The 13,941-nt window shown below is 61.6% G+C and carries 11 protein-coding genes; 9 read left to right on the forward strand and 2 right to left on the reverse strand.

What is annotated here, in order from left to right:
* Positions 1-439: 439 nt before the first annotated feature.
* On the forward strand, positions 440-2,617 hold the full coding sequence (locus MKZ87_RS16280) for a malate synthase G (RefSeq protein WP_266201302.1): 2,178 nt from the start codon (positions 440-442) through the stop codon (positions 2,615-2,617).
* 70 nt (positions 2,618-2,687) lie between these two features.
* Here MKZ87_RS16280 and MKZ87_RS16285 read toward each other — a convergent pair whose 3' ends face one another.
* Complete coding sequence (locus MKZ87_RS16285) at positions 2,688-3,134, reverse strand: response regulator (RefSeq protein WP_085609066.1); 447 nt, start codon at positions 3,132-3,134, stop codon at positions 2,688-2,690.
* A 254-nt stretch (positions 3,135-3,388) separates the two neighbouring features.
* Between MKZ87_RS16285 and MKZ87_RS16290 the strand changes: the two genes are divergently transcribed.
* From MKZ87_RS16290 to MKZ87_RS16325, 8 genes are all read left to right on the forward strand, one after another.
* Entirely contained in the window at positions 3,389-5,329 is a 1,941-nt protein-coding gene (locus MKZ87_RS16290) for a putative nucleotidyltransferase substrate binding domain-containing protein (RefSeq protein ID WP_266201306.1), read from the forward strand.
* A complete protein-coding gene (locus tag MKZ87_RS16295) occupies positions 5,326-6,033 on the forward strand; it encodes a PolC-type DNA polymerase III (protein WP_085697749.1) in 708 nt (235 codons plus the stop codon). Before MKZ87_RS16290 ends, MKZ87_RS16295 begins: the two co-directional genes overlap by 4 nt.
* A gap of 110 nt (positions 6,034-6,143) precedes the next feature.
* Positions 6,144-6,662 (forward strand): RNA polymerase sigma factor, encoded by a 519-nt coding sequence (locus MKZ87_RS16300; protein ID WP_085702854.1) that lies wholly within the window; start codon positions 6,144-6,146, stop codon positions 6,660-6,662.
* Positions 6,659-7,630: a FecR family protein gene (locus tag MKZ87_RS16305; protein ID WP_085702855.1), complete on the forward strand. Its 972-nt coding sequence runs from the start codon at positions 6,659-6,661 to the stop codon at positions 7,628-7,630. Before MKZ87_RS16300 ends, MKZ87_RS16305 begins: the two co-directional genes overlap by 4 nt.
* 161 nt (positions 7,631-7,791) lie before the next feature.
* Positions 7,792-10,230, forward strand: a complete 2,439-nt coding sequence (locus MKZ87_RS16310) for a TonB-dependent siderophore receptor (protein WP_085702856.1) — start codon at positions 7,792-7,794, stop codon at positions 10,228-10,230.
* A gap of 74 nt (positions 10,231-10,304) precedes the next feature.
* Positions 10,305-11,435, forward strand: coding sequence for a PepSY-associated TM helix domain-containing protein (locus MKZ87_RS16315; RefSeq protein WP_085702936.1), 1,131 nt, complete (start codon positions 10,305-10,307; stop codon positions 11,433-11,435).
* Positions 11,432-11,611, forward strand: a complete 180-nt coding sequence (locus tag MKZ87_RS16320) for a hypothetical protein (protein WP_085697754.1) — start codon at positions 11,432-11,434, stop codon at positions 11,609-11,611. Before MKZ87_RS16315 ends, MKZ87_RS16320 begins: the two co-directional genes overlap by 4 nt.
* 65 nt (positions 11,612-11,676) lie before the next feature.
* A complete protein-coding gene (locus MKZ87_RS16325) occupies positions 11,677-12,306 on the forward strand; it encodes a glutathione S-transferase (RefSeq protein ID WP_085702857.1) in 630 nt (209 codons plus the stop codon).
* A gap of 202 nt (positions 12,307-12,508) precedes the next feature.
* Here the strand turns inward: MKZ87_RS16325 and creD are convergent, their stop codons facing one another.
* Complete coding sequence (creD, locus tag MKZ87_RS16330; RefSeq protein WP_085702859.1) at positions 12,509-13,879, reverse strand: cell envelope integrity protein CreD; 1,371 nt, start codon at positions 13,877-13,879, stop codon at positions 12,509-12,511.
* Positions 13,880-13,941: the final 62 nt, after the last annotated feature.

The following is a 13,941-nucleotide window of genomic DNA, read 5'->3' on the forward strand; positions in this document are numbered from 1 at the left end:
TCATGACTTTTGTTATAGAAAAGCAAGTATAGGCAAGCGTTCGACAGACGCCTCAGACGCTCGAAATCACAAATCGTGTACAACTTTTTATATTTAGCTGGAACAATCCATTGGTTTTTTGAGAACATCCCGTTCCGCGCCGTGACCGCAATGCGTCATGGGGTCGCAGAACGACGTAATTAGTCTGATTTTCACAACCGCAACTCATCATGTAGTATGCCGCAGCGCGCACTACATAACGCTGGATCGATGTCTGCCCAAGGCACGTTCGCAACCCTGAAAGCCCCGTCAGCAAGGCCCCCAAGCCGTTGATTGGTCCCAACCCAGCCGCCAGCGATGGCATGTACTGGTCGAGGGGTTTGTGGTTTAAATGGCCAGAGGCTTCATTGTTAAATTGAAGAGCTGAAAAGCGAAATAGCTGAGCAGAGTGAGGCAAGCAATGACTGAACACGTTCAAGTCGGTGGCCTGCAGGTCGCCAAAGTCCTGTTCGACTTCGTGAACAACGAAGCCATTCCCGGTACCGGCCTCACCGCCGAAAAATTCTGGGAAGGTGCCGACAAGGTCATTCACGACCTGGCGCCGAAGAACAAAGCCCTACTCGCCAAACGCGATGACTTCCAGGCTCGTATCGATGGCTGGCACCAGAGCCGTGCCGGTCAGCCGCACGACGCCGTGGCCTATAAAGCCTTCCTCCAAGAGATCGGTTATCTGCTGCCAGAAGCGGCTGATTTCCAGGCAACGACGCAAAACGTCGATGACGAAATCGCCCGTACCGCCGGCCCGCAACTCGTGGTTCCGGTGATGAACGCCCGCTTCGCCCTCAACGCCTCGAACGCCCGCTGGGGTTCGCTGTACGACGCCTTGTATGGCACCGACGCCATCAGCGAAGCCGGCGGCGCGGAAAAAGGCAAAGGCTACAACAAGGTGCGTGGCGACAAAGTCATCGCCTTCGCCCGTGCGTTCCTCGACGAAGCCGCGCCACTGGCGACCGGCTCCCACATCGACTCCACCGGCTACAAGATCGCTGACGGCAAACTGGTCGTCACCCTCAAGGGCGGCAGCACCAGCGGCCTGCGCAACGACGCACAGCTGATCGGCTTCCAGGGCGACGCCAATGCGCCGATCGCGATCCTGCTGAAGAACAATGGCCTGCATTTCGAAATCCAGATCGATGCCAGCACCCCGGTCGGCCAGACCGATGCCGCCGGCGTCAAAGACATCCTGATGGAAGCGGCACTGACCACCATCATGGACTGCGAAGACTCCGTGGCTGCCGTCGATGCCGACGACAAGGTGGTGATCTACCGCAACTGGCTGGGCCTGATGAAGGGCGACCTGGCGGAATCCGTCACCAAGGGCGGCCAGACCTTCACCCGCACCATGAACCCGGATCGCACCTACACCAAGGTCGACGGCAGCGAACTGACCCTGCACGGCCGCTCGCTGTTGTTCGTGCGCAACGTCGGCCACCTGATGACCATCGACGCGATCCTCGACAAGCACGGCAACGAAGTGCCGGAAGGCATCCTCGACGGTCTGGTGACTTGCCTGGCGGCGATGCACAACCTGAACGGCAACACTTCGCGCAAGAACACCCGCACCGGTTCCGTCTACATCGTTAAACCGAAGATGCACGGCCCGGAAGAAGCGGCGTTCACCAACGAGCTGTTCGGTCGCATCGAAGACGTGCTGGGCCTTGCGCGCAACACCCTGAAAGTCGGGATCATGGACGAGGAACGCCGCACCACGGTCAACCTCAAGGCCTGCATCCAGGCGGCCAGCGAGCGCGTGGTGTTCATCAACACCGGTTTCCTCGACCGCACCGGCGACGAAATCCACACCTCCATGGAAGCCGGCCCGATGGTGCGCAAGGCTGACATGAAGGCCGAGAAGTGGATCGGCGCCTACGAGAACTGGAACGTCGATATCGGTCTGAGCACCGGCCTGCAAGGTCGTGCACAAATCGGTAAAGGCATGTGGGCGATGCCCGATCTGATGGCAGCGATGCTGGAACAGAAAATCGCTCACCCGATGGCCGGCGCCAACACTGCCTGGGTTCCATCGCCGACCGCCGCTGCGCTGCACGCGCTGCACTACCACAAAGTCGACGTGTTCGCCCGTCAGGCCGAGCTGGCCAAACGTGCCCGCGCTTCGGTCGATGACATCCTGACCATTCCGCTGGCGGTCAACCCGAACTGGACTCCGGAGCAGATCAAGAACGAACTGGACAACAACGCCCAGGGCATTCTCGGTTACGTGGTGCGCTGGATCGACCAGGGCGTGGGTTGCTCGAAAGTGCCGGACATCAACGACGTCGGCCTGATGGAAGACCGTGCGACGCTGCGTATCTCCAGCCAGCACATTGCCAACTGGCTGCGCCACGGCATCGTGACCGAAGCGCAAGTGATGGAAAGCCTCAAGCGCATGGCGCCGGTGGTGGACCGTCAGAACGCCAACGACCCGCTGTACCGTCCGCTGGCCCCGAACTTCGACAGCAACATCGCCTTCCAGGCGGCGGTCGAACTGGTGATCGAGGGCACCAAACAGCCGAACGGCTACACCGAGCCGGTCCTGCACCGTCGTCGTCGCGAGTTCAAGGCTGCCAACGGCCTGTAACCTGCGCTGATGCCGGAAATGAAAAAGCCCTGATCTTTCGATCAGGGCTTTTTTGTTTGCGCCGCACTGGCTAAGGCTCGATGCCCAGCTCATGCCTGACCAGTCCAAGCAACTTGGCCGTATCGATCGGCTTGAGCAGAAAGTCCACCACGCTCAAATGCATCGCCGCAATCGCATCCTTCACGTCCGCATCGCCCGAGACGATGATGATCGGCATCGCTGCCCGTACCGATTCACGCACTTGCCGAATCAAGTCCAGCCCACCGACATTGCCCATCCGCAGATCAGTGATTACCAGGCCAATGGAAGGTTTTTCTTCAAGCATCTTCAGTGCGGACTCGCCGCTGGCCGCAGTCAGGCAGCGAATGCCATCCAGTGCCAGGATCTCCGACAACAACTCGCGGGCATCCTTGTCGTCGTCGACGATCAGTACCCGCTGCGGCGGCAGATCGGGTTCCAGCATGACGGCGCTGAGTGCTTCGCGCTCGGCGTCGCTCAAAATATCGTGGTCGGACATGGCGTTCTCTACGTTTTCAAAATCGATCCCCTGGCACAGTGGTCAGACATCGCTGGGCAGAGCTTAAATGTGCACTTCGTCGGATTTTTTTCCAAGGGGCGAACCGAAGAATTTCCGACTGATTTTGTAGGGCATATCCGAAAACTCCCCAATGGCATGCCAAACCTAGACTTACGTCCAATGGGCACCCCGCGCGATGGGGTCGACCATGGCTGCAACGATCCGACAACAACAATTCGAAAAAGACTGCGGTAATGGTTATGAGTAAAGCGGACGCCTTCACCCAGGCAGGGAAAACCGCGGTGTTGCAGAACATTCAGGGCACTTTGCAATTTCTCCAGCGCTTCCCCCCATTCAATCAAATGGAACATGCCCACCTGGCCTACCTGGTGGAGCAATGTCAGCTGCGCTTCTACGGTCAGGGCGAGAGCATCATCAAACCTGCCGACGGGCCGGTCGAACACTTCTACATCGTCAAGCAGGGCCGGGTGGTCGGCGAGCGTCCGCATACGGCCAAGGGCGGCACCGAAACCACGTTTGAAATCACTACCGGCGAGTGTTTTCCCCTCGCCGCGCTGCTCGGCGAACGGGCGACCCGCACCGAACACCTGGCCGGCGAAGACACCTTCTGCCTGCAACTGAACAAACTGGCATTCATCAAACTGTTCGCCCTCTCCGGCACCTTCCGTGATTTCGCCCTGCGCGGGGTCAGCAGCCTGCTCGATCAGGTCAATCAGCAAGTCCAGCAAAAAGCCGTGGAAACCCTCGGCACCCAATACTCGCTGAACACCCGTCTCGGCGAATTGGCCATGCGCCATCCGGTGATTTGCAGCCCTGCCACCCCACTGCGCGAAGCAGTGAAGCTGATGCACGAACAACAGGTCGGCAGCATCGTCGCGGTGGACGAACACAAGGCGCCGCTGGGGATTTTCACCCTGCGCGACCTGCGGCATGTCGTGGCTGAAGGGGTTGGCGATTTCAGCGAGCCGATCGAACGGCACATGACCCGCTCGCCGTTCTATCTGTCGCCGGATCACAGCGCCTTCGACGCGGCAATTGCCATGACCGAACGGCACATCGCTCACGTATGTCTGGTCAAGGATCGACGTCTGTGCGGCGTGGTTTCCGAGCGGGACCTGTTCTCGCTGCAACGGGTCGATCTGGTGCACCTGGCACGGACCATTCGCAGCGCCCAACGGGTTGAACAACTGGTGACCCTGCGCGGCGAGATCGGCCAACTGGTGGAGCGCATGCTCGCTCACGGCGCGTCTTCGACCCAGATCACCCACATCATCACCCTGCTCAACGATCACACCGTGAGCCGGGTTATCGAACTGACCCTTGCCGAAAAAGGCGATCCCGGCGTGCCATTCAGTTGGCTGTGCTTTGGCAGCGAAGGCCGGCGCGAGCAGACCCTGCACACCGATCAGGACAACGGCATTCTGTTCGACGCGCGGGATGCAGCCCATGCGGCGGAGATTCGCGGCGAGTTGCTGCCGATCGCCCAGCAGATCAATAACAGCCTGGCGCAATGCGGCTTCACCCTGTGCAAAGGCAATGTCATGGCCGGCAATCCGCAGCTGTGCCTGTCCCGCGCCGAATGGGCCCGACGCTTTGCCGCGTTCATTCGCGAGGCGACGCCGGAGAACCTGCTGGGCTCCAGCATTTATTTCGACCTGCGGGTGGTCTGGGGTGACGAACAGGGCTGCGAGCAATTGCGCCGGGGAATTCTCGATCAGGTTGGCGACAACCGGCTGTTCCAGCGGATGATGGCCGAGAACGCCTTGCGCAACCGTCCGCCGGTCGGCCGCTTCCGTGAGTTCGTGCTGACGAAAAAGAACGGCGAGAAAGCCACGCTGGACCTGAAAATCCAGGGCCTGACCCCCTTTGTCGACGGTGCCCGTCTGCTGGCGCTGGCCCATGGCATCGACGCCAACAACACCCTCGAACGCTTCCGCCAGCTGGTGGATAAACAAGTCATCGACCGGCTGGATGGCGCCGCGTACGAAGAGGCCTACCATTTCATCCAGCAAACGCGCATGCAGCAGCATCAACTGCAGAGCCGGGAAAACCTGCCGTACTCGAACCGGGTCGATCCCGACAGCCTCAATCATCTGGACCGGCGCATCCTGCGTGAATCCCTGCGCCAGGCCCAGCGCCTGCAAAGCAGCCTGACCTTGCGGTATCAGCTATGAGCCTGTTTTCGTGGATGCGCCCGGCCAGCCCCGTTGTGCCGGTCGACTTGCAACAACGCCTGACGAAACTCCCGGCCATCGGCGAACTGCGCGAATGCAGCCTGCGCGAACAGCGCTGGGTGGTGCTGGATCTGGAAACCACCGGGCTGAACCTGAACAAGGATCGGGTGCTGTCGATCGGCGCGGTGGTGATCGAGGACGGTGCGATCGACTTCAGCCAGCAGTTCGAACGCACCCTGCAATGTCGCGAGCTGAAACTCGGCCCGAGCGTGTTGATTCACGGCCTGGCCCCGAGCGCGATTGCCGCCGGCAGCGAGCCCTCCGAAGCTCTGGTCGAGTTGCTGGAGTTTATCGGCGACAGTCCGGTGCTGGCGTTTCACGCCTCGTTTGACCAGCACATGCTCGGCCGCGCATTGAAGGAACATCTGGGGCACAAGTTGCAGACGGTGTTCCTCGATGTGGCGCAGATCGCTCCGCTGCTATGCCCGCAGGCACACATTCGCGAGGCGGGGCTGGACGAGTGGATCGACTGGTTCAAGCTCGAAGTGTTCGAGCGTCACCATGCAAGTGCCGATGCGCTGGCCACGGCGGAACTGGCGCTGATCCTGTTCAGCCGGGCACGCCAGCAGCAGATCCACAGCCCGCTGAATCTGCAGCAACGCCTGAGTCAGTGGAAACGCCGCCAACAGACGCATTCGTTCTGAATCCGGGTTGTCGCCCGACAACCCGACCGGTGGCCAATTGCTAACCATTCCCACCTCTGCCACAATCGCGAACAATTCTCGTTAGTTAACACTTCCCAGTCGGTGTCGTCGTGTCTTCAGCCCAAAGCCCTCACAGTGAGCTCGTCGGTGCGTTGTATCGCGACCACCGCGGCTGGCTGCTGGCCTGGCTGCGCCGCAACGTGGCTTGCCCGCAACGCGCCGAAGACCTGAGCCAGGACACCTTCGTGCGCCTGCTCGGCCGCGACGAGTTGCTGACGCCCCGCGAGCCCCGGGCGTTTCTGGTGGCAATCGCCAAAGGCCTGCTGTTCGACTACTTCCGCCGTGCAGCGTTGGAACAGGCGTATCTGGCCGAACTGATGCTGATCCCCGAGGGCGAACAGCCCTCTGTCGAAGAACAGCAACTGATCCTCGAAGACCTCAAGGCCATCGACCGCATGCTGGGCAAGCTGTCGACCAAGGCCCGCGCCGCTTTCCTCTATAACCGTATCGATGGCCTGACTCATGCCGAGATCGCCGACAAACTCGGCGTGTCGGTCCCGCGCGTGCGCCAATACCTGGCCCAGGGCATCCGCCAGTGCTACATCGCGCTGTACGGTGAGCCGACATGAGCCCGGCCAGTTCCCGACCGGTTCCGGCCCATGTGCTGGACGCGGCGATTGCCTGGCAATTGACCCTCGATTCCAGCACGCCACTGGAGCGCGAAGAGTTCGCCAAATGGCACGCGGCCAACGAAGAACACGCACGCGCCTGGCGCCAGCTGGGCATGCTCGACCAGCGTTTGAGCGTGGCCAATGGCCCGGCGCGCAGCGCATTGCTGCAATCGCGCGAAGGCATTCGCCGTCGGGTGCGCAAGCTGGGCAGCGGGCTGGCCAGTGTTGTCGCGGTGATCGGTCTGGCGTTGTTTGCCGGCGAACGTTATCTGCCGCTGGATTACTGGCTCGCCGACCAACGCACCGCCACCGGCGAACAGCGCACCGTGCGCCTGGCCGACGGCACCGTGCTCAACCTGAATACCCACAGCGCGGTGGATGTCCGCTTCAATGAAAAGCAGCGGCTGATCGTGTTGCAGGAAGGCGAAATCCTCGTCGAAACCGGGCACGGCGATGCGCGGCCGTTCATCGTTGAAACCGCCGAGGGCAGCATGCGCGCCCTGGGCACGCGGTTCCTGGTCAAGCGCGAAGACGCCGGCACCCGTCTGAGCGTGCTGCAATCAGCGGTCGCGGCGCATCCGCAATCCGATCCGAAGGAACAGATCCTGCGCGAAGGCCAGCAAGTGCTGATCCGCCACAACGGTCTGGATTCGGTGCTGGCGCTCAACCCCGGCGCCGATGCCTGGACCCGCGGCATGTTGGTGGTGGACAACGCGCGCCTGGAAGACCTGGTGCATGAACTCGGTCGTTATCGTCGCGGCCATCTGGGTATTGCGCCGGACGTTGCCGACCTGCGCATCACCGGCAGCTTCCCCCTGCACGACACCGACAAGGCGCTGAACGCCTTGCTGCCGAGCCTGCCGGTGCAGATCGAGCAGCACACACCGTGGTGGGTGACCGTGGCCAAGGCTGATCCGAAGCCCTGACACACCGCGTTGCCTGCTCGCCCCCATGAAAACGGACTTTCTGCTGACTCGCGCAGCGATGTCGTTCGTTAATCGAAATTATTTTCATCCAGCCCTATCACTTTTCGAATCTCGTCCGGCACACAGGCAATTGAGAAATATTTCCATTCAGGAGCCGCCGTATGTCCCGTTCGCTAGACACCTTGTTGCGCCCCAGTTTGCTGGCGGTCGCCATCGCCCTTTGCACCCCGCTGGCCAGCAGCCAACTGATCGCCGCTGAACAGGCGTCGAGCGTGCGCGCCTACAACCTGCCGGCGGCACCGCTGTCGACCACCCTGAACCAGATCGCCAGCCAGGGCGGCCTCACACTGTCGCTGAACCCCTCGCTGGCGGCGGGCAAGACCTCGGCGCCAGTCAATGGCCAATATGACGCGGCCGGCGCCCTGCGCGCGGCCCTGCGTGGCACCGGTCTGCAACTGGAACAGAGCAGCGCCGGTACTTACACCCTGGTCGCCGTGCCGGAAGGCGTGATGGCTCTGCCGGAAACCTCGGTGATCGGCGTGGAAAACTATGAAAGCGCCTGGGGCCCGGTCGAAGGCTACACCGCCACTCGCACCGCCGCCGGCACCAAGACCGACACCGCGCTGGTCGAGGCGCCGCGTTCGATTTCGGTCGCCACTCGCCAGCAAATGGAAGACCGTGGCGTGCACAGCCTCGATGACGCCGTGCGCTACATGCCGGGCATCACCGCCAGCAGCTACGGCAGCGACACCCGGATCGACTGGCTGCGCGTGCGCGGTTTCGAACCGACCCAATTCCTCGACGGCCTGCCGCTGCCTCGCGGCATTTATGCCAACCCGAAACCGGAAACCTGGAACCTCGACCGCCTCGCCCTGCTGCGCGGCCCGGCTTCTTCGGTATACGGCCAGACTCCGCCGGGCGGACTGCTGGACATGGTCAGCCGTCGTCCAAGCGATGTGCAAAGCAGCGAAATCCAGTTGCAGTACGGCAGCGACAACCACCGTCAGATCAACTTCGCCAGCACCGGCAAGATCGACGACGCCGGTCAGTTCCTGTATGGCATCAGCGGCGTGGTGCGTGACAGCGACACACAGATCGACCACATCGAAAACAAGCGCTACAACATCGCCCCGAGCCTGACCTGGAACATCGACGAAGACACCAGGCTGACCTTGCTCTCGCAGTTCACCCGCGACGATACCGGCGTCACCAGCCAGTTCTACCCGATCCAGGGCACCAAGATCGACATGCCGTTCGGCAAGATCTCCCATCACAAGAACCTGGGCGATCCTGACTACGACTTCTACGACCGCACTTACTACGCGCTCGGCTATGCCTTTGAACACCGCATCAACGACGTTTGGCAGTTCAAACAGAATCTGCGTTACACCAAGTCCGACCTGTCGTTCCAGACGGTGACCGTCAACAGCTACAACCCATCCTTCGCCGGCTTCACCGTCGACGATCAGGGCAATGTCGGTCGCGGTACCACCAACGTCGATGAGGACATCAGCCAGTTCGCCGTGGACAACAACTTCCAGGCGGACTTCGCCACCGGCGATATCCGTCACACCTTGCTGCTCGGTCTCGACCATCAGCGCAGCAACGACAACTACACCTCGATCTTCGGCTCCGCACCGGACATCAACGTCAACAACCCGGTCTACGGCCAGACGATCATTCGTCCACCGCGCTCCTCGGCGTTCTATGACTACAACCAGAAAACCTACCAGAGCGGCCTCTACGTGCAGGACCAGATGGCCCTGGACCAGTGGCGCCTGACCCTGGGCGGCCGCGAAGACTGGGTGCACACCAGCACCAGGTTCTTCAACAAGGGCGACGCCACCAACACCCAGCGTGACAAGGCGTTCAGCGGTAACGCGGCGATCAGCTATGTGTTCGACTCGGGTTTCGTGCCGTACCTGTCGTACGCCGAATCCTTCCAGCCAACCAGCGGCGCCGATGCCACTGCCACCGACTCGTTCAAGCCCACCGAGGGCAAGCAGTGGGAACTGGGCATCAAGTACCAGCCACCGGGCAGCAAGACTCTGCTCAGCGCAGCGGTGTATGACCTGACCCAGAAGAACGTCTCGGTCAACTCAATCGTCAACAACGTGACCATCACCAGCCAGACCGGTGAAGTGAAAGTCAAAGGCCTGGAGCTGGAAGCCGTCTCCGACGTTACCGATAACCTGAAAGTCATCGCCGCCTACACCCTGGCCAAATCCGAAGTGCAGAAAGGTGTCGACAAGGGCAACCGTCTGCAACTGATGCCGAACCAGCAAGCCTCGCTGTGGACCGACTACACCTGGCACAGCGGCGTACTCGACGGCTTCGGCATCGGCGGCGGTGTGCGCTACACCGGCAACACCTACGGCGACAAGGCCAACACCTGGCTGGGCAAGGCGGACGCCTACACCGTGTTCGACGCCGCTGTGCATTACGACCTCGGCCGTCTGGACAACAGCCTCAAAGGCGCGTCGCTGGCACTCAACGCGACCAACCTGTTCGACAAGGACTACATCTCCACCTGCGACGGCTTCTATTGCTACTACGGTGACCAGCGCAGCGTCATCGCCAGCGCCACCTACAAGTGGTAAGCGCCTGAACTGAAACAGGCCCTGCAACCAGGCCGTTCCTCGTGGACGGCCTGGGTGTTTTTGAAGGTCATGAAATGAAAAGTAAAACAATTCGTCGCTGGTCCTTCGTCCACACCTGGACCAGCCTCATTTGCACCGTGTTTTTGCTGCTGTTGGCCCTGACCGGCCTGCCGCTGATTTTCCATCACGAAATCGACCACCTGTTGGGCGATGCGCCCGAGTTGCGGTTGATGCCGGCGGACACGCCGCATCTGAACCTGGCGCAACTGGTCGAAGCGGCGGAGAAGCATCGGCCCGGTGAAGTCGTACAGTATTTCGGCTTCGAAGACGACGAGCCGAATGCAGTGCTGACCATCATGGCCAAGACCGCCGGCACCGAGCCCAACTCCTCGCACACCTTCATGCTCGATGCGCGTACCGGCGAAGCGCTGGAGATGCCATCGGCCAACGGGGGGCTGATGCTGTTCATCCTGCGTCTGCACGTCGACATGTTCGCCGGGCTGCCGGGCAAGCTGCTGCTGGCGTTCATGGGTTTGCTGTTCGTAGTCGCGATCGTGTCCGGCACGGTGTTGTACCTGCCGTTCATGCGCCGTTTGAAGTTCGGCACGGTGCGCCAGGACAAATCCACCCGCCTGCGCTGGCTCGACCTGCACAACCTGATCGGCGTGGTGACCCTGACCTGGGCGCTGGTGGTGGGTGTGACCGGCGTGATCAGCGCCTGCGCCGATCTGCTGATCGCCGCATGGCGCGCCGATGCGCTGACCACCCTGATCGCGCCCTACCGCGATGCCCCGCCGCTGACGCAACTGGCCCCGGCCACCCGGGTGCTGGACATCGCCGCAAGCGTCACACCGGAGATGAAGCCGGACTTCATCGCATTCCCCGGCACCCGCTTCTCCAGCGAGCACCATTACTCGGTGTTCATGAAAGGCGGCACTCACCTGACCTCGCACCTGCTGACCCCGGTACTGATCGACGCCAGCACCCTGCAAGTCACGGCGGTGGCAGAACGACCGTGGTACATGGACGCCATGGGCATGTCGCAGCCGCTGCACTTCGGTGACTACGGTGGCATGCCGATGAAAATCCTCTGGGCCACGCTGGACGTGCTGACCATCATCGTCCTCGCCAGTGGCGTGTATTTGTGGGTGGTACGGCGCAAGGCTGCGAAACCGGTACTGGAAGCGGCGGAGGCCTCTGCATGAAGCCGCGTCAGTCGAATTTCTGGAAGGTCTTCAGCACGCCGCTGGTGATCGCGCTGCTGAGTGCGGCGGGCCTGTTCGCGGCGCTGCTGGGCGACGGGATCTGGGATGGCTTGAGCTGGATTGGCCTGGGCGTTCCGGCCGCCATTGCCCTGCGCGGATTGCTGCAACGTCGCTGAACGGCTTGAGCCTGACGGGCAACGCGCTATGCTGCCCGTCATTGCCCCTGACCGAGACCCTGCCGATGTCCGCTCCCAGCATGACCCTGTTCCACAACACCCTGTCCCCGTTCGTGCGCAAAGTCATGGTGCTGCTGCACGAGACCGGCCAGCAGGATCGCGTCGCGCTGCAGGACTGCGTGCTCAGCCCTGTCAGCCCGGACGCCGCCCTCAACGAAGACAACCCGCTGGGCAAGATCCCGGCCCTGCGCCTGGCCGACGGCAACGTCATCCATGACAGCCGGGTGATCCTCGATTACCTCGACCACCAGCACGTCGGCAACCCGTTGATCCCCCGCGACGGCTCGGCCCGCTGGCGGCGCCTGACCCTGGCCTCGATGGCCGACGGAATCATGGACGCCTCGGTCATGGTGCGTTACGAGCAAGCGCTGCGTGCTCCGGAAAAACACTGGGACGAATGGCTCGAGGCCCAGCGCGAGAAAATCCGCCGCGCCCTCGCCCTGCTGGAGCGCGACGCGATTGCCGAGCTGACCTGCCACTTCGACGTCGCCTCGATCAGCGTGGCCTGTGCGCTGGATTATCTGGATCTGCGCTTCCCGGATCTGGGCTGGCGTGACGCCAACCCGCAACTGGCCAACTGGTTCTTTGAAGTGAGCCAGCGGCCGTCGATGATTGCGACCATGCCGAAGGTCTAGGCCGACTGTTCCGGCCCCTTCGCGAGCAAGCTCGCTCCCACACTGGTCCTGGATGCGACGGAGCAATCTGAAGCAACACCCTTCCTGTGGGAGCGAGCTTGCTCGCGAATGCAACAGCGCGGTCCAACTGGCAGAAACCCGATAATCAGCGTCATTAACACCTCGGCCTCCCGCTGCTCCTCACGCAACCCCACGAACCGGCTCATTGCACCGCTCCGATATCGAATTCCAGCGGTTTGGCCGGTTTCTGCCCGATCCCGTACCAGTCCAGATTGCGGGTCAGCACCATGAACACACCGAGCAGACCGAACAGCAGCAACGAGCCCATCAGCAGCGCGTAATCCTCGGCACTCAGCAGGCCATAGAGCAAGCCGTACAACGCCGCCAACCCCGCCGAAAAACTCAAGCCATGCCGCACGCTGCGCAGTACGTGGCAGACATAGAAGCCGATCAACAACACACAACCGCTGGCCGACAACAGATACGCCAGGGCAAATCCGATGTGCTCGGACAACGACAGCAACAACAGATAAAAGAACGCCAGCGCCACCCCCACCAGCGCGTATTGCACCGGGTGCACCGCCAGGCTTTTCAGCACTTCGAACAGGAAGAAACCGGCGAACGTCAGGACGATGAACAACAGCGCATATTTGATCGCCCGGTCACTCTTCAGATATTGATCCACCGGATCGATGAAGCTCACGCCGAAACTGCGCCCGTTGAACGCCTCGCAATCATTGCCCGACACGCAACGGCTCATCGCTTCTTGCAAATTGGTGGAGAAAAACGAGGTCTGCCAGTCAGCGGTAAAACCCTGATCGTTGATCTCGCGCTTGGCCGGCAGGAAGTTACCGATGAAGCTTGGGTGCGGCCAGTTGGCAGCGAGGTTAACCCGGCTGGTCTTGCCCACCGGCAGCACCTGCAACGAGCCGGTGCCTTGCAGGCGCAGGTCGAAGCCGAAGGCCAGTTCCGTGGTCTTGCCGGTGTCCAGCGCCGGCAGCGTCACTCGCACCCCCTCGCCCAGCCAGCCGACCTGAGTGCCGGGCACGAAGTCCAGGCGTTGCGCACCCAGTTCCAGCTTCAGCGCGTTTTCGATCCCGCGAATGTCGCTGATGCCGACCGCCAGGAATGGCGCATCGAAGGTGTAATCGACGAAGTCTTCCTTGATCCCCAACTGTGCCGGCAGCGAGAAATGCCCGCTGATGCGGTTGTCGGCATGGAACAGCCGCGCCTCATAAATGCCCCGGGCGCGCAGCTCGGTCTGCACCTGGCCGTCGAGCTCAAAACGCTCCGGCAGGAAATACAGGCGCCCACGTTCTTCGCCGATTTCCTGGTATCGCTCGTCGCTCTTCTCTTTGGTCTTCCAGGTGCGCACCACTTTGCGATACGGCACAACCATCACCGGCCCGCTGAGTTGCTGGCTGTAGCTCGAGCTTCTGGCGATGTCTTCCAGCACACCGTCACGCAGTTGCTGGCGATCATCGATGATGCCGTCGATCATCAGCAGCGGCACCAGCAACACCAGGATCAGCAGGGCAATGGCCCCGAGTTTTATCGTCAGACTTTTGTTCATGGGACTCTCCCTGTTTCGATGGGCAGAGTCTGCAAAGGGGATGTGGGGGTTTTGTGGGAGGA

This window comes from Pseudomonas sp. MCal1, from assembly GCF_026341415.1.
Taxonomy (GTDB): domain Bacteria; phylum Pseudomonadota; class Gammaproteobacteria; order Pseudomonadales; family Pseudomonadaceae; genus Aquipseudomonas.